Annotated in this window: 15 protein-coding genes and 1 pseudogene; 13 read left to right on the top strand and 3 right to left on the bottom strand. The window is 69.7% G+C overall.

Annotated features, from left to right (window positions below; all coding sequences use genetic code 11):
* The first annotated feature begins 105 nt into the window (after positions 1-105).
* From J9315_RS14950 to J9315_RS14895, 12 genes and pseudogenes are all read left to right on the top strand, one after another.
* On the top strand, positions 106-750 hold the full coding sequence (locus J9315_RS14950; RefSeq protein WP_211978205.1) for a hydrolase: 645 nt from the start codon (positions 106-108) through the stop codon (positions 748-750).
* Between the two features lie 105 nt (positions 751-855).
* Positions 856-1,623: an SDR family NAD(P)-dependent oxidoreductase gene (locus J9315_RS14945; protein WP_211978204.1), complete on the top strand. Its 768-nt coding sequence runs from the start codon at positions 856-858 to the stop codon at positions 1,621-1,623.
* 1 nt (position 1,624) lies between these two features.
* Positions 1,625-2,851 (top strand): annotated as a pseudogene (gene nhaA, locus J9315_RS17515) (Na+/H+ antiporter NhaA); the annotation flags it as partial.
* Complete coding sequence (locus J9315_RS14935; RefSeq protein ID WP_282959879.1) at positions 2,846-3,538, top strand: thioredoxin domain-containing protein; 693 nt, start codon at positions 2,846-2,848, stop codon at positions 3,536-3,538. The pseudogene nhaA and the gene J9315_RS14935, both read left to right, overlap by 6 nt.
* Positions 3,535-4,278 carry an SDR family NAD(P)-dependent oxidoreductase gene (locus tag J9315_RS14930; protein WP_211978201.1) on the top strand — a complete coding sequence of 248 codons (744 nt, stop codon included), beginning with the start codon at positions 3,535-3,537 and terminating at the stop codon, positions 4,276-4,278. Before J9315_RS14935 ends, J9315_RS14930 begins: the two co-directional genes overlap by 4 nt.
* 37 nt (positions 4,279-4,315) lie before the next feature.
* A complete protein-coding gene (locus J9315_RS14925) occupies positions 4,316-5,815 on the top strand; it encodes a cytochrome ubiquinol oxidase subunit I (RefSeq protein ID WP_211978200.1) in 1,500 nt (499 codons plus the stop codon).
* Positions 5,812-6,888, top strand: coding sequence for a cytochrome d ubiquinol oxidase subunit II (locus J9315_RS14920; RefSeq protein ID WP_211978199.1), 1,077 nt, complete (start codon positions 5,812-5,814; stop codon positions 6,886-6,888). The genes J9315_RS14925 and J9315_RS14920 overlap by 4 nt, the downstream gene beginning before the upstream one ends.
* The gene (locus tag J9315_RS14915) at positions 6,885-7,247 is read left to right on the top strand and encodes a hypothetical protein (protein WP_211978198.1); all 363 of its coding nucleotides are present in this window, start codon (positions 6,885-6,887) and stop codon (positions 7,245-7,247) included. Before J9315_RS14920 ends, J9315_RS14915 begins: the two co-directional genes overlap by 4 nt.
* On the top strand, positions 7,237-9,189 hold the full coding sequence (locus tag J9315_RS14910; RefSeq protein ID WP_211978197.1) for an ATP-binding cassette domain-containing protein: 1,953 nt from the start codon (positions 7,237-7,239) through the stop codon (positions 9,187-9,189). Before J9315_RS14915 ends, J9315_RS14910 begins: the two co-directional genes overlap by 11 nt.
* Positions 9,186-10,796 (top strand): ATP-binding cassette domain-containing protein, encoded by a 1,611-nt coding sequence (locus tag J9315_RS14905; RefSeq protein ID WP_211978196.1) that lies wholly within the window; start codon positions 9,186-9,188, stop codon positions 10,794-10,796. The genes J9315_RS14910 and J9315_RS14905 overlap by 4 nt, the downstream gene beginning before the upstream one ends.
* A gap of 132 nt (positions 10,797-10,928) precedes the next feature.
* The gene (locus J9315_RS14900; RefSeq protein ID WP_211978195.1) at positions 10,929-11,804 is read left to right on the top strand and encodes a helix-turn-helix domain-containing protein; all 876 of its coding nucleotides are present in this window, start codon (positions 10,929-10,931) and stop codon (positions 11,802-11,804) included.
* Positions 11,805-11,883: 79 nt separating this feature from the next.
* Positions 11,884-12,432, top strand: coding sequence for a VOC family protein (locus J9315_RS14895; RefSeq protein ID WP_211978194.1), 549 nt, complete (start codon positions 11,884-11,886; stop codon positions 12,430-12,432).
* On the opposite strand, the gene J9315_RS14890 is transcribed toward J9315_RS14895, so the two are convergent.
* The gene (locus tag J9315_RS14890) at positions 12,408-13,664 is read right to left on the bottom strand and encodes a helix-turn-helix domain-containing protein (RefSeq protein ID WP_249120925.1); all 1,257 of its coding nucleotides are present in this window, start codon (positions 13,662-13,664) and stop codon (positions 12,408-12,410) included. The genes J9315_RS14895 and J9315_RS14890 overlap by 25 nt on opposite strands.
* A gap of 105 nt (positions 13,665-13,769) precedes the next feature.
* Here J9315_RS14890 and J9315_RS14885 point away from each other — a divergent pair, with 105 nt between their 5' ends.
* The gene (locus J9315_RS14885; RefSeq protein WP_211978193.1) at positions 13,770-15,590 is read left to right on the top strand and encodes an NAD(P)/FAD-dependent oxidoreductase; all 1,821 of its coding nucleotides are present in this window, start codon (positions 13,770-13,772) and stop codon (positions 15,588-15,590) included.
* 159 nt (positions 15,591-15,749) lie between these two features.
* On the opposite strand, the gene J9315_RS17510 is transcribed toward J9315_RS14885, so the two are convergent.
* Entirely contained in the window at positions 15,750-16,679 is a 930-nt protein-coding gene (locus tag J9315_RS17510; RefSeq protein WP_249120924.1) for a hypothetical protein, read from the bottom strand.
* Positions 16,680-17,146: 467 nt separating this feature from the next.
* Positions 17,147-17,668, bottom strand: coding sequence for a TetR/AcrR family transcriptional regulator (locus J9315_RS14875; protein ID WP_211978192.1), 522 nt, complete (start codon positions 17,666-17,668; stop codon positions 17,147-17,149).
* Between the last annotated feature and the right edge of the window lie 20 nt (positions 17,669-17,688).

The following is a 17,688-nucleotide window of genomic DNA, read 5'->3' as shown; positions in this document are numbered from 1 at the left end:
GTCCCTCCGCAGATCAGGCATACTTGACGCCAAAGTCGTTGAAAGATGATAGATTTGCCTCCCCGGTGATCGCAGCGATCGACCTCATTCCCTCAGGAGGACGCCATGCCGAAGAACCAGCCCGAACCCGTCCGCGATCCGGCCAGCGACCACCTGCTCACCCCGAGCAACTGCGCCATCGCGCTCATCGACTATCAGCCCGAGCAGTTCTCGACAGTCGGGTCGACGACCCGCGATGAGATCCTCCTCGGCGTCGTCACCCTGGCCAAGCTCTCCCGCGCCTACGAGATCCCCACGGTGCTCTCGACCGTCGGCGTCGACCTCGGCGTCAACACCGGCACGATCTCCGAGATCAAGGACGAGCTCCCCGACCTCGAGGAGATCGACCGCACAGGCGTGAACTCGTGGGAGGACGCGGACTTCCGCGCCGCCATCGAGGCGACCGGTCGGAAGAAGATCGTCCTCGCCGGCCTGTGGACCGAAGTCTGCCTCACCTTCCCCACCCTCGACCTTCTCAAAGAGGGCTACGAGGTCTACCCCGTCATCGACGCAGTCGGGGGAGTCTCGGACGACGCCCACAACTCGGCGGTGACGAGGATGGTCAGCGCCGGAGCGCATCCGATCACCTCGCTCGCCTTCGGAGCCGAGCTCATGCGCAACTGGGCCCGGTCCGACTCCGACCGCTACCGCACGATCATCAACGACTACTTCCAGCGTCGACGAGCGATCGGCGACACCTTCGGGAACTGAGGCGGCAGCGCCCGGACCGCCCCAGGCAACCGGGAGGCCGCAGCAGCGAACCCCGCCGCTGACGACAACTGAATCGCATTACCGCTGACCAGGAGAGATGACCGCATGACCGACCCCGCTCAGGCCCCTCCCGAAGAGCGCATCGCCCTGGTCACCGGAGCGACCGGTGCGATCGGCGCTGCTGTGAGCAGAGCTCTCGTCGGCCAGGGGATCCGGACCGCGATGCTCGCCCGCAACCTCCGTCGACTCGAGCGGCTCGCCGAACAGCTCGACGCGCCCGACCTCACCCTGCCGGTCCGCGCCGATGTCACCCAGCCCTTCGACCTCGTCGAGGCCCGCGACGCCATCCGTGACCGCTTCGGTGCTGACCCGGACCTCGTCATGGTCTCAGCCGGCGTCATGCGCGCCGGCGACTTCGAGCAGGCGGTGCCCTCGGAGTGGAAGGCGATGATCATGACGAACGTCGAGGGTGCCCTCTACACCGCGCAGACCTTCGCCGACGGGCTGCTCCGGATCGGCGAGACCGGGCACCGGGCCGACCTCATCTTCGTCGGCTCGGCCCCGGCACCGCAGCGCGCGAAGAGCTACGCGGTCTTCTCTGCGATGGCGACCTCCGTCGAACAGCTCGCCAAGCACCTGCGCGCCGAATACGGTGAACGCGGTGTGCGGGTGCACCACATCGCCCCGTTCTACGTCTCCTCCGAACTCGGCGCCGACATGAGCGACACCGAGCACTACCAGCGGTTCCTCGAACGCGCCGACGAGTTCTCCTCGATCGACCCGGGAAGCGTCGCTCACCTTGTGAAGTTCATGATCGGCCTTCCCGCACGGTCGAACCTCGCTGCCGCCACCATCCGACCGGTGAGGAGCTGACATGGTCACACGCTTGAGCAGAGGACTCGCCGCGTTCTTCCGTACGGAGAGCGCCGGCGCCGTCGTCCTCCTCGCGGCCACGGTGATCGCGCTGCTGTGGGCCAACCTCTCCCCGGACAGCTACAACACGGTCATCAAGACGGAGTTCGGCTTCGTCGCCGGTGGATCCGAACTCGAGATGTCGCTTCAGCACTGGATCAACGATGCCGTGATGATGGCCTTCTTCTTCCTCGTCACCCTCGAGGTGAAGAAGGACGTCGTCCTCGGCGAACTGCGGTCGTGGAAGCGCGCGGCCCTGCCGATCGTCGGCGCGGTGGCCGGCCTCATCGTCCCCGCCCTCATCTTCGTCGCCATCACCCGCGGCACCCCCGAGGTGGGGGCGTGGGGTGTCGTCATCTCCACAGACACCGCGTTCATCGTCGGCATCCTCGCCGCCTTCGGTTCCCGCATCCCCGCTCAGCTGCGGGTGTTCATCCTCGCCCTCGCGGTCGTCGACGACATCGGGGCGCTGGCCGTCATCGCGTTCTTCTACACCGAGGACATCGACCTGCTCTGGCTCGGCATCGCCGCAGCCCTGGCGGCGGTGACCTGGTTCGTCCAGAGGATGCAGGCGTGGCGCGGCCTCGTCTACGCGATCCTCGGCGTCTTCCTCTGGTTCGCCGTCCTCCAGTCCGGGGTCCACGCCACGATCGCCGGTGTCATCCTCGGCCTGATCCTGCCCGTCTTCCCGCCGAAGCACTAGCTCGTCGACGAGGCGGAGGACCTCACGCAGAGCTTCCGCCGCAGCCCCAACGCCGAACGCGGGATGTCCGCCGCCGAGGGCATCCTCCGCTCCGTGTCGATCAACGACCGGTTCCAGCTCTCCCTGCGCCGCGTCGTCAGCCTCGTCATCGTCCCGGTCTTCGCGCTCGTCAACGCCGGCGTCCTCATCACCCCGGAGTCACTGTCCCACGCGTTCGGGTCGGCTCTGACCTGGGGCGTCATTGCCGGTCTTGTCTTCGGCAAGTTCGTCGGCATCTTCGGTGCGACAATGCTCGGGCGTCGCCTGCACATCGGCGAGCTCTCCGAGGCGCTGCGCCCCCGGCACATCGCCTCGGGTGCGATGCTCACCGGCATCGGGTTCACGATCTCCCTCTTCATCGTCGACCTCGCGATCACCGACCCGGTCGCCCAGTCCGACGCCCGCATCGGCATCCTCACCGCGTCGGCGCTCGCCGCGCTCATCGGTGTCATCAGCCTGCAGCTGACCGCCCGCTACGACCGCCGGCACGCGCCCGCCCGGGTCCAGCTCAACCGGCCGATCGACCCCGAGCGCGACCACATCTACGGACCGCCCGAGGCGAAGAACTCCCTGACGGTCTACGGCTCCTTCGGCGGCCTCGATGACGCGAACACGGAGGAGATCCTCGACCAGGTCATCGACCACTACGAGGGCGACATCAACTTCGTCTTCCGCCACATCCGCCCCACCGCCGAGGGCGCGCCCGAGCAGACCGCCGAAGCCCTCGAGGCCGTCGCCGCCCAGCAGCGCAAGCTCTTCTGGCCGATGCGCCACGAACTCAACGAGATCAGTGAGGAACGCAGCTTGGACAATCGCGAACTCCTGCGCGCCAGCGTCAACATCGGCGCCAACCTCAGCCGCGTCGAAGACGACCTGCGCCGCGGCAACCACCTCGGCCGCGTCGACGAGGACTACCTCGACGCCGAGAATATGGGGCTCACGCGCGGTCCCGTCCTCTTCGTCAACGGTCTGCTCTACAAGGGGGACATGGAGCCGAACGCGATCATCGCCGACCTCGACGCGACCCGCGCCGAGGCCCCGGATCCGAAGACCCGACCCGACCACATCCTCACCTCGGACTGCGCCGTGCAGGGCGGCGCACCCGTCCAGGCGAGCGCAGGGAGGTCAGCATGACGGAGTCGACGACCGCCTCGGCGGAGGTCCCCCACGTCATCACCGGAGGAGCCCGCGGTGTCGGCCTGGCCACGGCCAAACGGCTGCTCGACCGGGGGGACTCGGTCGTCGTCATCGACCGGAACCCGCTCCCGGATGAGTTCGCCGACCATCCGAAGCTGACGTACTTCGAGCAGGACGTCGCCGATCTGGCGGGCCTGGCCGAGCTCGGCGCCACGATCCGGCAGCGGTGGCCGCGATGCGCCTCGGTGATCGCGTGCGCCGGCGTCACCTATGTCGGCTCCTTCCCCGACACCGAGTTCGCGAAGTGGAACGAAGTGCTCACGACGAACATCACCGGCGCCGTCCACATCATCCACGCCGTCCTCCCGTCGTTGGAGGCCACCGCCGAGGCGGGGGAGCGGGCCGACGTCATCACGATCGGATCGATCGCCGACCAGGCCTACTTCGACGATGCGACGATCTACGGCGCGTGCGCGGCGGCGCTCAAGGCCTTCGCCGACCACCTGCGCATCGAACTGCGAGAGCGGAACGTGCGCGTGTCGAACATCGCGCCCGGGTACATCCGGGGAGCGTTCGCCGAATTCCTCGGCGGGCTCGAGCAGGAGTACACGCAGCTCGGCGAAGGTCTGCTCCTTCCCGACGACGTCGCCCACGTCATCGAGTTCACGCTTGACCAACCTGCCGGGGTCCACCTCGGCGACCTCGACATCGTCGCGACCGCACAGGGCTGGGCATGACCATGCGACGGCCAACCCGGCGGGGAGGGCGAGGGCGATGACCCTCGAGGACCTCTCCCGGCTGCAGTTCGCGCTCACCGCGATCTTCCACATCATGTTCCCGGCGATGACGGTGGGGCTCTCGGTGTTCCTCAACGTCGTCTACGGGCTGTACTGGAAGACCAGGCGTCCGGTCTATCTGCAGATGTTCCGGTTCTGGCGGCGGATCTTCGGGGTCGGCTTCGCCCTCGGCGTCGTCGCCGGTGCCGTGCTCACCTTCGAGTTCGGACTCAACTGGGGCGTGTTCTCCCGGGTCACCGGTCCGATCATCGGACCGATCATCGCGATGGAGGTCGTCACCGCGTTCTTCGTCGAAGCAGGATTCATCGGCGTCCTCCTCTACGGCGACGGGCGGGTGAAGGAGCGGACGATGTTCGTCGCCACCCTCCTCGTCTCGATCGGCACCCTGCTGTCGACGACATGGATCCTCATCGCGAACTCGTGGATGCAGACTCCTGCCGGCTTCGCCATCGCCGAGGACGGCACCTTCGTCCCGACGAACTGGCTCGAGATCGTCTTCAACCCGTCCTTCCCGCTGCGGTTCCTCCACATGTTCCTCGCGGTGCTCATCTCCGCGTCGACCTTCATCATCGGCATCGCCGCGTGGTACCTCATCCGCGGGCGCTCGCTGCCCTTCGCGAAGCGGTCGTTCTCGATGGCGATCGGCGTCCTCGCGGTTCTTCTGCCCATCCAGATCTCCGTCGGCGATGACGTCGCCCTCGAGGTCGTCGTCGAACACCAGATGCCCAAGTTCGCGGCGATCGAGGGACACTGGCAGACGGACAGCAACGGCTACAACCTCCTCATCGTCACCGATCAGGCCGACCAGGAGAACCTCGCGGACGTCGAGGTGCCCTTCCTCGGCGCCCTCATCGGACAGGATCTCACCGGGCAGAACTTCCTTCCCGGCCTGAGCGACGTCGAACCCGATCCGGACCTGCAGCCGCCGATGTGGATGACGTTCTGGGGCTTCCGGCTGATGTTCTACGGGTCGATGGTCCTCTTCGGCATCGCCATGGCCGGCGTCGTCCTCCGCCTGCGCGGGCGCCTCTTCACCTCCCATCGCTTCCACAAGGTCTGCCTGTGGTCGGCACCCGTGGGGATCCTCGCGATCATCGGCGGCTGGGTGACCGCGGAGACCGGACGCCAGCCGTGGGTCGTCTACGGCCGTCTGCGCACCGAGGATGCCGTCTCCGACCTCGCCCCCGCCCACCTCGTCTTCTCCGTCATCGGGTTCGTCGTCCTCTACGCCGTCATGCTCGCCGCCTACATCGGCTACATCGTCTGGGCCGTGCGCCGCGGACCCGAGCATGATCGTCCCGGAGCGATCATCGCCGACGACGATGATCTCGATGATCTCGACGCCGAGGCGGCCGCCGGGTCCACAGGTGCCGCCGCTTCCGCGTCGGTGGGGAGCAGGGGCACCCAAGTGGGCGGCGGGAGCACCCCGGTGACCGGCGAGAAGACCGAGCCGACCGAGGGGAGGGAAGGGTCATGACCATCGCCGACGTGTGGCTCATCGTTCCCGTCCTCTGCCTGACGATGTACATCGTCCTCGACGGCTACGACCTCGGCATCGGCATCCTCATGCTCGTCGAACGCGATCGTCGGCGCCGCCGCGAGGGCGTCGAAGTCGTCGCGCAGACGTGGGACATCAACGAATCGTGGCTCATCCTCCTCGGCGTCTCCCTGTGGGCGGGATTCCCCGCCGTCTACGGCGCGGCCCTGCCCCACCTCTACCTCCCGCTCATCGTCATGCTCTTCTGCCTCATCGTCCGCGGCTTCTCCACCGAGCTCATCTCGCACCGGCACGACACCGCCGAGGTGTGGGTGCGGGCCTTCGCGGTCGCCTCGCTCGGTGCGGCGATCGCCCAGGGTGTGGCGCTCGCGGGCCTCGCGCGGGAGCTCACCCTCGACGCCGAGGGCGACTTCGTCGGTCCGACCACCCCGTGGGACGCCGCTTCGGTGCTCTTCACGATCGTCGTCGTCATCGGCGTCGTCGCCGTCTACACGGCACTCGGGGCGGCATTCATGCGCACCAAGGTCGACTCCCCGCTCGCGGTGCGCACGAGCCGCTCGCTCGTCGCCGCGGCGGCCGTCGTCCTCGCCCTCATCGTCGCTCTGCTCGGGACGACGGCTGCGCCGCTGACGTGGTCGGGAGTCCAGGGTGTGCTCGTCATCGCCCTGCTCGCCCTCGCTCTGGCGGCGGCGATCCTCGCATGGCGGCAGCTCGGCCCGGGGCCGCGGCGCACCGGGGGATACCGGGCGGCCCTGACCATGGTCGTCGCAGTGCTCGCCGCGATCGTCGTCGGTCGCTATCCCGTCATCCTCAGCCCCGGCGTCACCGTCGAGGACGCAGCGGCGCCGAGCCTCGCCCTCTACGCCCTGCTCATCGGGGTGGGCATCAACATGCTCCTCATCGTCTTCTACACGATCTTCGCCCACCGCACGTTCTCCGGTCCCCTCTACCAGGACGCGATCCCAGGCAGCACCGAGGCGGGGAGCACGCGCCCGGCGGGGAGCGTGCGGGCGGCGGGACGCACAGGCGAGAGGGAGGTGCCGCGACCATGAGCGACCCGAGCCCACACGAGCCGGAGCAGCGGGAGCCGGAGCCGCGAAAGCCTGGCGGGCACGGCCCGGAGCAGTCGGGGTCGTCTACGCACCGGTCGGAGTCGTCGACGCATCGGTCGGGCACGCCCGGTGCGACGGCCGGGCGTGGGAAGCGGATCCTCCGTCGCATCGGCCTCGTGCTTCTCGGCATCATCCTCTACACGATCAGCATGAACATGTACTCCGGCTACCCGGAGGTCGGTTCTCAGTGGTTCAACCGGGCAGCGATCCTCGCCATCGTCGTCTTCGCCGCCGTCGTCTTCATCCGCGACGAACGGCGCCGCGCCCACGAGGACGACCACGACGACGATGGCGCCTGATCGGGGAGCAGCCACCTCGGCGACCTCCCAGCCTCCTGCCCCGATGCGGGACGCGTCGGCGATGGAGTGGATCGCCTCGCAGGCGGGACCGGGTCGGACGCAGTTCCGGCTCTCGGGACTCACCGAGGTCGCCGCGACGGTGGCGCTCATCGGCCAATGGGCATTACTCGGCGCCGGGGTCACGGCGTGGATGACGGGAGCGGGCAACGTCGTCGGCCTGCTCATGGTCGCCGCGACGGCCGCGCCGATGCGCCTGCTCTTCCGGGCGCTCGCCGCGCGCCTGGCGGCAGCCGGACGCGAGCGGGTGAGCACGCGGATCCGCACCGACCTCGTCCCCGCCCTCCTCGCCGCGGCGGGACGGACACCCGCGACGGAGGCCGCCGACGTCCTCATCGACCACGCCCCGGTCGTCGCCGGCTATCTCTCGGGAACGCGGCCGCTGCGCGTCGCGGCCGTGCCGTCGACGCTGCTCATCCTCGGTGCCGTCGCCCTCGTCCACTGGCCGGTCGCGGTCCTCCTCACCGTCTGCACACTGCTGCTGCCGCTCAATCTCCGACTTGCCGGCCAGGCGACGGTGACCGCAGGGGAGAGGCAGCTCGCCGCAACCCGCCGACTCTCGGCCGTCATCACCGAGAGCGTGCGCGGCCTGCCGACCCTCGTCAGCCTCCGCGCAGTGGCTCGGAGGCGCGCGGTCCTCGACCGGTCGTCCACGCGGCTCGAGGCTTCGACCTTGAGAGTCCTCTCCTACGCGTTCCTCTCCGGGGCGGTCATGGACGTCGCGGTGACGTTCGCGATCGCGGTGTCGGCGACGTACACGGGTCTCGTCCTCCTCGGCTTCGTCGCCCTTCCTGGGGCGCCCGGCCTCGACCTCGGCGAGGCGCTCTTCGTCCTCCTCCTCTGTCCCGCGTACTTCGCTCCCGCGCAGCGGGCGGCCAGGGGCTTCCACGATCGTGACGACGCGCTCGTCGCCGCGCGCGCGATCCGCGAGGCTGCGCGGGTCGAGGACGAAACGGCGGGGGTCGGGGACGAGGCGGCGGGGGACGAGGACGAGTCCGCACGGCCAGGCTCTGCCGCCGCGGAGCCACGGCCCGATGCCCCCGAGCCGAACCCCGATGCCGCGACGGGCACGACCCCGGTGCCGTACCCCGGTGCCGAGCCCGCCCCCGGCACGACTCTGACCCCGGAGGGCGGCACCGACCCCGGACCTGACCGGGTTTCGGCCCCGCGTCGCGCCGCGCTCGCCCCGCGTGTCGACCTGCGAGGCGTGAGAGTCGTCGAAGCAGATGCCGTCATCCTCGACGACCTCGACTTCACGATCCCGGCCGGGGAGTGGACGGCGATCAGCGGACCGTCCGGGTCGGGCAAGACGACGCTGCTCCAGCTCGTCGCCGGCACCCGGATTCCGACGGCAGGGTCGGTCGAGGTGATGAGGCGCGGGGCCGGTGCCATGCACAGTGGGGACACGTCCGACGGCGGTCACGGATCGGGCACCGCCCACGGCTGGCTCGGAGCGGACACCGTCATCCTCGAGACCACCCTCGCCGAGAACATCGGACTCGGCGATCCGACGATCAGCCCCGACGTGATCCGCACGGCTGCCCACGACGCCGGCCTCGAGCAGGTGCTCGCCGATCTGCCCGAGGGCATCGACACCGTCCTCGGCCGCCGCGGCCGCGTGTTCTCGGCCGGGGAGAGGCGGCGCGTCGCGCTCGCCCGCCTCCTCGCCGCCGACCGCGACCTCTGGGTCCTCGATGAACCGACCGCCCACCTCGACCACGAGACGGAAGCGGAGATCCTCCGCACCCTGCGCCGGGTCGGGGCGGGACGCACCGTCGTCATCGCGACCCACTCGCCGGCGGTGACGACTGCCGCCGAGCACGCCTGGGAACTGCGTGCCGGACTCCTCGACGTGCAGACCCGAGTGGGCGGGGGCACGGCATGAGGAACCGACCTCGCAGGCACGTCCTCGCGCTCACCGTCGCCGTCGCCGCCGAGCTCTGCGCGCTCGGTCTGCTCGCCGTCTCCGGGTGGTATCTCGCCGCCTGCGCACTCGCCGGTCTCGGCCTGTTCGCGACCTTCTCCTATCCGACGCCGAGCGGCATCGTCCGCCTCCTCGCCCTCGGCCGCATCGGCGCCGGTTACGGACAGAACGTCCTCCTCCACCGAGCAGCCCTCGCCGACACGACCCGCGACCGCCTCCGCGTCTTCGACGACCTCGCGGCCGCCGGTGCCCGACCCATCGACGACCGGACGGTCGACCGCCTGCTCACTGAGGCCCAGGACGAAGGGGAGCGGGTGCTCCGCGTCACCGCCCCGCTCGTCGTCACCGTGAGCGCGATCCTCACGGCGGTCGTCGTCATCCTCCTCACCGCTCCGCTCGCTGTCATTCCGCTCGTCATCGGGGCGGTGACCCTCCTCGCGCTCGCGCTCCTCCCCGCCGAGTCCGACCCCGGCCGCGGTCGCCTGCGCGCCGAGGTGCTCGCGAGCATGGACGCCGCCCCCGAACTCGATTCGATGGGAGCTGCGCCCCTGCTGCGCGCGCGGATCCTCGACCAACTCGCCGACCTCACCGCCGCCGAGCAGCGCCGCGATTCCCGACAGCTGCGCCGACAGGTGGTCGCCGCGCTCGCCGGTGGTCTCGCGTTCGGCGCCGTCATCGTCGCCAGTGCCGCCTCGCTCGGGGTCGGCGATCTCGCCGTGGTTCCGCTCTTCGTCATGATCGTCTGCCTCGCGTTCGGCGTCCTCGAGCGCACCGTCGCGATCAGCGGCATCGTCCCCCACCTCGAACGTCTCCGCGGACACCGGGCCCGCCGAAGCAGCGATCCCAGCCGTGTCCCCGTGCCCCCGCGCCCGGTCGACGTCGCCGCTGACGGCACGATCACCCTCGGGACTGGTACCGGTTCGGCCACGCTGCTCACGATCCCGCCCGGTGGGAGCGCGGCGATCATCGGTCCGTCCGGCGCGGGCAAATCGACCCTGCTCACCTCCATCGCCGAGGCGGTGCGCGGTGCCGGGAATGCGGCCGCCGCCGAGCGCACCGCCGCAGACGCCGAGCGCACTGCCGCGGTCCCTTCCGTCGCGCACGTCGCCGACGACGAGTTCCTCTTCACCGGCACGATCGCAGCGAACCTCCGCCTCGGCGCGCCGACCGAGCTCACCCCGGCTGACCTCGCCGGGGTCCTCACCGCCCTCGGGCTGGACGATGACATCACCCCGGACACGCGCACGGGAATCGGCGGGCGTGCGCTCTCCCGCGGAGAGACGCGGCGCATCGTCATCGCCCGCGCCGTCCTCACGGCACCGGATGTCCTCCTCGTCGACGAGCCCGATCTCGGTCTCGACACCGACTCGTTCGTGCGGATGCTCGAGTTCATCCGCTCCCGACTCCCGGCCGCGACGATCATCGTCGCCGCCCACCGGAGCCCACCGGGAGTCGAGTTCGTCCTCGACCTCAGCCGCAGCGAAGCTGCCGGAACCCGCGTGCCCGCCGGCACCGACGTGCCAACCGGCACCGACGGGCCGACCGATGACCCGCGACCTGGTCAATGACCGAGTGCCCCACTGACCCGCGTCCCGGCCGGATCAGTGACCGAGCGTCACGCTGACCTGCATCCCTGCCGGTGACCTCCGCGCTCGTCGGCGCCCAGTGACCCCGCGCCGCGAGCGGGTTAGACTGCCCCCATGTCCGCACCGGACGACGACCGGATCCGCGCTCCGCATCCGCGGCTGCGTCCCTACCTCGGCGACTATGTCGGCTACGACATCAGCGGCGTCCCCGCGGGGACGCACCTCGGTCTGCCGTCGGGGGCGCTGACGTTCATCGTCACGATCGGCGAGCCGCTGCGCCAGGTCGATGCGGGACGCTTCGACGTCCTCCTCGCGGGCCTCCACCTGCGCCCGACCCGCATCCGCCACAACGGGACGATGGCGGGGATCCAGATCAACGTCTCCCCGTTCGCCCCGCGCGCCCTCTTCGCCCTCACTGCCGCCGAGCTCACCCACCGGACCGTCGGCCTCGACGCCGTCTCCCGCCCGCTCGCCGCCGAACTTCACGACCGCGTCAACGCCGCCGCCACCTGGGCGGATCGGTTCGCTGCGGTCGACGCCGTGCTCCTGCGCGTGCTCAGCGACGATGCCTCCCCGCGGCCCGAGGTCGGCCGGGCCTGGACCCAGATCGTCCGCAGCCGGGGTCGTCTCCCGATCGGTGCCCTCGCCGAGGAGGTCGGGTGGAGCCGCCGTCACCTCAGCGCCCGCTTCCGCGCCGAGCTCGGCATCGGCCCGAAAGAGGCCGCCCGTGTCATCCGGTTCGACCGGGCCAGGCGGATGATCGCCGGCAGCGCTGGGAGCACCGGCCGGGACGAGAGTGCAGGCCGTGCGGACGGTGCGGGCAATGGTGCGTCCCCGACCCTCGCCGAGGTGGCCGCCGCCTGCGGCTATGCCGACCAGTCTCATCTCGACCGGGACTTCGCCGCCTTCGCGGGGACCTCCCCGACCGCGTGGCTGCGCTCTGACCCCGTGGCCGCGCGCGGGTCCAGCGCCGAACTCGCCGCACGCTGACCGGTTCCCATTCGTCCAAGACGCCGGCGGGCACGGTGCGCGAGGCTGGAGCCATCCACCAACGATGAGAGGACGAACCATGACGACGAACCCCACGACCGACCCGACGACGACCGATGAGAACCGCACGACCGACGGGAACCCCACGGCGGCCTCGGCGGGCGACGGGAACAAAAGGAGCACCCAGTCCACGACCGATGCGAACGGCACGGCCGCCTCGGCGAGGGGAGAGGCGAACATCTGGCCGGCCTTCCGCTACCGGGACGCGAAGGCGGCGATCGCCTTCCTCCGCTCGGCATTCGGCTTCGAGGTCACCGCCGAATACACGAACCCCAAGGATCCCGGTCTCGTCGACCACGCCGAACTCACGTGGCCGGGCGGGGGAGGGATCATGCTCGGGTCCGCCCGCGACGACGGGAGCGTGATGTCCGACGTCGGCATCGCCAGCGGCTCGGTCTACATCGCCGTCGACGACGTCGATGCGCTCTTCGATCGGGCCGTCGCCGCCGGGGCCACTGTGGTCAGCGGTCCGAGCGAGAAGGACTACGGGTCCCGGGACTTCAGCGTCACCGACCCCGAGGGCGTGCTGTGGAACTTCGGCACCTACCGGGGCGCCGGCCGCGGCTGAGCACCCTCGATCCGGGCGTTCACACCCTCGGCCCACCGGTAGGGGCGGGTGGCGATGAGGGCGCCGATCGAGCGGCGCAGACGCGAGACCTCGGCACGGACGGTGACGACGTGGTCGCCATCCCCGTAGAGGAGGGTGCTCAGCGCCGAGGCGCTCACGCCCGCCTGCCCCGCCGAGGTGATCGCGGCGAGGATCTGCGCGCGGCGCGGGGTGAGGGGGACGACGAGCGGATCCGCTGAGGAGGCGACGTCGAGGACCGCGGGATCGGTCTCGAGTCGCAGAGTCACCGAGGTCTGCCGGTCTCCCGCAGGACGCAGCACCCAGCCGCCGGTCACCCGCTCGGGCAGGCAGAGTCCGGCACCGGGGATGAGTACGGTCCGTTCGGGCATCGGCGCCTCGATCCGCTCCCGCGTCGTCACGCCCTGCCGGTAGGCGACCCAGCCGTCGTCGTCGACGATGAGCGCCGGCTCCCTGCTGGCGCTGAGCATCGGCGAATACCGGTCGCGCAGACCGCCCAGGCGCTCCTGATGACCGAGGAGGAGCCGCGCCTCGGCGAGCCGGACGGCCGTGGTGACCAGGGACTGCACCGTCGGATGGAGGGTGAGGGCGGGGCCGCTGATGTCGACGACTCCGAGCAGCTCGCCGTCGCTCGGGTCGTGGATGGGCACGGCGCTGCAGTACCAGGGGTGCTGGGAGGTCTCGAAGTGCTCGGCGGAGAAGAGCTGGACTGGGGCCTCCTCGGCCAACGCGGTGCCGATCGCGTTCGTCCCGACCACCGATTCCGACCAGTGGGCGCCCTCGACGAAGCCGAGTCCGTCCGCCTGCCGCTTGGCCCGGGAGGCGCCGTCGCGCCAGAGGATGACGCCGTCGGCGTCGGTGACGACGAGGATGAAGCCCGCCGAGGCGGGGGCGCGGAGGAGGACCGACCTGAGCTCGTCGACGATGAGGCGCAGCCGCGAACGATGCCTGCGGGACTCGACGTCCGCCTCGGCGGAGTGGACCCGACGATTGCCCCCGCCGGGGTCGAGGCCCAGGCGGAGCATCCGCTCCCACGAGCGCGCAACGATGTCCCGCGGCGGCGACGGCGGCGGACCGCCGGTGACCACGGCATCGTGGATCCTGGTCAGATCCCTGGCGAGATGCGCCAGGTCCGGCTGAGGCAGCCACGAGTATAGGGCCTCGGCAGCGGCGTGCCCATGGGATCGGTCGGCGCACCGCCTCGGCGCGTGCATGGAGCCGGGGCTCGGGCAGCGGTGATGCAACCGAGTGCAACCCTTTCGACGGCGGACCCCGGAGCATAGCGTGATCGCACACCGCTCAACGACGAGGAGTGCATCATGACAATGACAGTGGACCGTCCCCAGCTCACGGCCGACGACATCGCCACCGGATGGCTGAACGACTTCGCCTCGACCCTCGGCAACCGGGACATCGAGGCAGCGGTGGGGCTCTTCGCCGCCACCAGCTTCTGGAGGGACCTCGTGTCCTTCTCATGGAACCTCACGACCACGGAGAACCACGACGGGATCCGTGACCTCCTCCAGGAGACCCTCGACCGCGTCGACCCGAGCGACTTCGCGCTCGCCGAGCCCGCGGAGACCGCCGACGGCGTGACGACTGCCTGGTTCACCTTCGCCACCTCGGTGGGGCGGGGCAAGGGACTCGTCCGCCTCATCGACGAGGACGGGACGAAGGCGTGGACGTTGCTCACCTCGCTCCAGGAGCTCACCGGTCACGAGGAGCCGCGCGGCATCCGCCGGGTCAAGGGCGCCGAGCACGGGGTCGATCCGCAGCGGAAGAGCTGGTCGGAGAAGCGCGCCGAGGAGGACGCCGCGTGGGGCGAGACCGCTCATCCGTACGTGCTCGTCGTCGGCGGGGGACAGGGCGGGATCGCGCTCGGGGCCCGACTGCGGCAGCTCGGGGTGCCGGCGCTCGTCATCGACCGCTGGGAGCGGCCGGGGGACCAGTGGCGGTCGCGGTACAAGTCGCTGTGCCTGCACGACCCGGTCTGGTACGACCATCTGCCCTACCTCAAGTTCCCCGACAACTGGCCGGTGTTCGCGCCCAAGGACAAGATCGCGGACTGGCTCGAGTTCTACACCCGGGTGATGGAGATCCCGTACTGGTCGTCGACGACGGCCACCTCGGCGAGCTATGACGAGGAGACCGGGCAGTGGACGGTCGAGGTCGAACGCGACGGGGAAGTGATCACCCTCAATCCCACGCACCTCGTCATGGCCACGGGCATGTCGGGCAAGCCGAACATCCCGAGCTTCCCTGGCAGCGAGGTCTTCCGGGGAGAGCAGCAGCACTCCTCCCAGCACCCCGGCCCGGACGCGTACGCGGGGAAGAGGGTCGTCGTCATCGGCAGCAACAACTCCGCCTTCGACATCTGCGGCGCCCTCTACGAGAACGGCGCCGACGTGACGATGGTCCAGCGCTCGAGCACGCATATCGTCAAGAGCGATTCGCTCATGGAGATCGGCCTAGGCGCGCTCTACTCGGAGGAGGCGGTCGCCGCCGGAGTGACGACGGAGAAGGCCGACCTCATCTTCGCGTCCCTGCCGTACCGGATCATGCACGAGTTCCAGATCCCGCTCTACGAGCAGATGAAGGAGCGCGACGCCGACTTCTACCGGCGGATGGAGGAGGCCGGGTTCGACCTCGACTTCGGTGACGACGGGTCCGGGCTGTTCCTCAAGTACCTGCGCCGAGGCTCGGGCTATTACATCGACGTCGGTGCCGCCGAGCTCGTCGCCGACGGCAAGGTGCGCCTCGCCAAGGGGCAGGTCGACCACCTCACCGAGGATGCCGTGGTGCTCGACGACGGCACTGAGCTGCCCGCCGATCTCGTCGTCTACGCCACCGGGTACGGGTCGATGAACGGCTGGGTCGCCGACCTCGTCGACCAGGAGACCGCCGATCGGGTCGGCAAGTGCTGGGGACTGGGCTCGGACACGACGAAGGACCCCGGCCCGTGGGAGGGCGAGCAGCGCAACATGTGGAAGCCCACCCAGCAGGAGAACCTCTGGTTCCAGGGCGGCAACCTCCACCAGTCGCGGCACTACTCGCTCTACCTGGCCCTCCAGCTCAAGGCCCGGTTCGAGGGGATCGACACCCCGGTCTACCGGCTGCAGGAGGTCCACCACCTCGGGTGAGAGCGGGGTGGCCGCTCTGGGGTGGGGTGGCTGCTTCTGGGGTGGCTTTCGCCGTTAGGGTGTGGTCGCCCTTGGGGTGGAGCTGAGGACGCTGGGTGTCGATTCGCTGGTGGCAGATCGACACTGAGCGTCCTCGGCTCGTGTCTGTTCCGGGGCCGCTCAGGGCAGGCCGAGGTGATGACGGATCTTGGCCTCGAGCTGGCGGTAGTCCGTGCGGCCGGTGACCCTGAAGACCGTCCACCCCTCGAGGCGCATCGCCTCGTCGCGGGCGATGTCCCTGTTCCACTGGTCCTTCGAGGTCCGGTGGTGGTCGCCGTCGTATTCGAGCGCGAGCTTCTCGTTCTCGTAGCCGAGGTCGGGTTCGACGGCGCGGTCGATGCTCGGGCAGAAGATGCGCGGATGGACCGTGGGTTCGGGCAGGCCGACCGAGCGCGCCCACAGACGCAGGTCGGTCTCCCGCGGTGAGTCGACCGTGGGGCGGACGAGCGCGAGCGCGTCGAGCAGGTGGCGACGGGAGCGGATCCCTCGCGTCTCGGACACGTAGGCGCGCAGTTTGTCGAGGTCGATCTGGGGTGGCCCATGCCAGTTGCCCACCGCGGCGTCGCCGAGTCTCACGAGGTCGTGGAGAGACAACGCTGGTCCGAGAGTGACGAAGACGCACAGGGGTATGACCACCGGCAGACCGAAGTACTCGCAGGCGACGAAGACCTTCGTCCGGTGAAGGCGAACGCCCGGGAGGCGGATGCGCATGTTCATGTCGTCAGAGCACACATCGAGTTCGGATGTCTGCAGAGCTCTCGGCAACGGCCAACCGAAGAGCCGGGCCGCTGTGGCGAAGCCGGCGGCGACTTTCGGGTACTTGAGACTCAAGGCTCGCAGCCGCTGGGCGTCGTCGATCCAACTCTGATCGGCCCACTGTGGCGTCGGGTAGGCGACTGTCGATTCGCGATCCATGCGGACACCGGCGACGACGACAGGATAGCGATCCGTGTGAAAGAGCTTGTGCCGTGAGATCCCGCGCTGCTCGGCAGCGTTCGCGCGGAAGAGTGGGGCGTAGTCGCGGAACTCCCAAGGGCCTGGGGTGAACATGCCGTTGATGCTCCGCGAAGAAGACAGTCGTGGGAAGCGACATTCGCGTGCTTGTGGAAACGGTCTCGTCGCCCACAGGCGATCTGCACACGAGTCGGCTCACCGACCATCTTCGTCTGCACACAAGTGGCAGGCGAGATATGCAATGTCGGCAGCAATCGGCACGGCGGCCTGAGACCTGGACGTTTCAGACTGGTTTTCCGCTCCAGAACCTGCCCAGATTGACCAGGAGCCACCTGTTGAAGTCGTGGGCAAAGAGAGGTGAGGCCGCGCTGGATAGGAGTGGTGTCCACAGGCATTCGCGCACGAGTGCGGTGCGACGCAAGCCTGGCGACGTCTTCACTCGAGGGGGCATCGGGCACAGCGGTCGAGTCCTGGACGTTCTAGGCAGAGAATCGGCGCGGAAACCTGCCTAAAACGTCCAGACACCCGGCGGGCCCGGCGCGGTGTCCGCCACCCGCCGCGCCCTACAGCCCGAGGCGGGCGAGGACGTTCTTGACGTGGACGAGCGCCTCGGACTCCGCGAGCTCGAAGTTCTGGTTGAGGTACATCCCGTCGCCGATGAGCTGGATCGTCATCGCCAGGTGGGGATCGCCGAGGTGGTCGTTGAGGACGGCGAACCACTGCTCGTGCGTCTCCCGCAGCGCCACGCGCGCCTCTTCGTGCTCCTGCGCCAGGCGGCTCGCGGCGATGAGGCTGAGGTCGAGCGGCGTGCCCATCTCCGCCGAGGTCTCGAGGTAGTAGATGTGCGGCCCGAGGTCGGAGGAGCGCATCTGCTCGATGTCGGCGTCGACGTTGCGGCGGAGACGGTCGAGGCTGCCCTCGACGAGCTTTGCCTTCGACCCGAAGTGATAGAGCAGTCCGCCCTTGGACACTCCGGCCGCGGCGGCGACGGCGTCGAGCGTCGCCCCTGCGGTGCCGTGCTTCTCGAGCAGCCTGTCGAAGGCGTCGAGGAGCTTCTCCCTGGTGTCGGCGGAATTCCGTGCCATGGACACGAGCCTAGCCGAGA

Origin of the sequence: Brevibacterium sp. W7.2, assembly GCF_018137945.1 — a bacterium.
GTDB lineage: Bacteria > Actinomycetota > Actinomycetes > Actinomycetales > Brevibacteriaceae > Brevibacterium > Brevibacterium sanguinis.
Note: the sequence above shows the minus strand (reverse complement) of the source record. Positions and strands in the feature narration are given on the sequence as shown.

What these genes read in the sequence shown, in the direction of transcription:
- J9315_RS14950 (WP_211978205.1), top strand. Translation starts at nt 106, where the DNA reads ATGCCGAAGAACCAGCCCGAACCCGTCCGCGATCCGGCCAGCGACCAC.
- J9315_RS14945 (WP_211978204.1), top strand. Translation starts at nt 856, where the DNA reads ATGACCGACCCCGCTCAGGCCCCTCCCGAAGAGCGCATCGCCCTGGTC.
- J9315_RS14930 (WP_211978201.1), top strand. Translation starts at nt 3,535, where the DNA reads ATGACGGAGTCGACGACCGCCTCGGCGGAGGTCCCCCACGTCATCACC.
- J9315_RS14925 (WP_211978200.1), top strand. Translation starts at nt 4,316, where the DNA reads ATGACCCTCGAGGACCTCTCCCGGCTGCAGTTCGCGCTCACCGCGATC.
- J9315_RS14920 (WP_211978199.1), top strand. Translation starts at nt 5,812, where the DNA reads ATGACCATCGCCGACGTGTGGCTCATCGTTCCCGTCCTCTGCCTGACG.
- J9315_RS14915 (WP_211978198.1), top strand. Translation starts at nt 6,885, where the DNA reads ATGAGCGACCCGAGCCCACACGAGCCGGAGCAGCGGGAGCCGGAGCCG.
- J9315_RS14910 (WP_211978197.1), top strand. Translation starts at nt 7,237, where the DNA reads ATGGCGCCTGATCGGGGAGCAGCCACCTCGGCGACCTCCCAGCCTCCT.
- J9315_RS14905 (WP_211978196.1), top strand. Translation starts at nt 9,186, where the DNA reads ATGAGGAACCGACCTCGCAGGCACGTCCTCGCGCTCACCGTCGCCGTC.
- J9315_RS14900 (WP_211978195.1), top strand. Translation starts at nt 10,929, where the DNA reads ATGTCCGCACCGGACGACGACCGGATCCGCGCTCCGCATCCGCGGCTG.
- J9315_RS14895 (WP_211978194.1), top strand. Translation starts at nt 11,884, where the DNA reads ATGACGACGAACCCCACGACCGACCCGACGACGACCGATGAGAACCGC.
- J9315_RS14890 (WP_249120925.1), bottom strand. Translation starts at nt 13,664, where the DNA reads ATGCACGCGCCGAGGCGGTGCGCCGACCGATCCCATGGGCACGCCGCT.
- J9315_RS14885 (WP_211978193.1), top strand. Translation starts at nt 13,770, where the DNA reads ATGACAATGACAGTGGACCGTCCCCAGCTCACGGCCGACGACATCGCC.
- J9315_RS17510 (WP_249120924.1), bottom strand. Translation starts at nt 16,679, where the DNA reads ATGTTCACCCCAGGCCCTTGGGAGTTCCGCGACTACGCCCCACTCTTC.
- J9315_RS14875 (WP_211978192.1), bottom strand. Translation starts at nt 17,668, where the DNA reads ATGGCACGGAATTCCGCCGACACCAGGGAGAAGCTCCTCGACGCCTTC.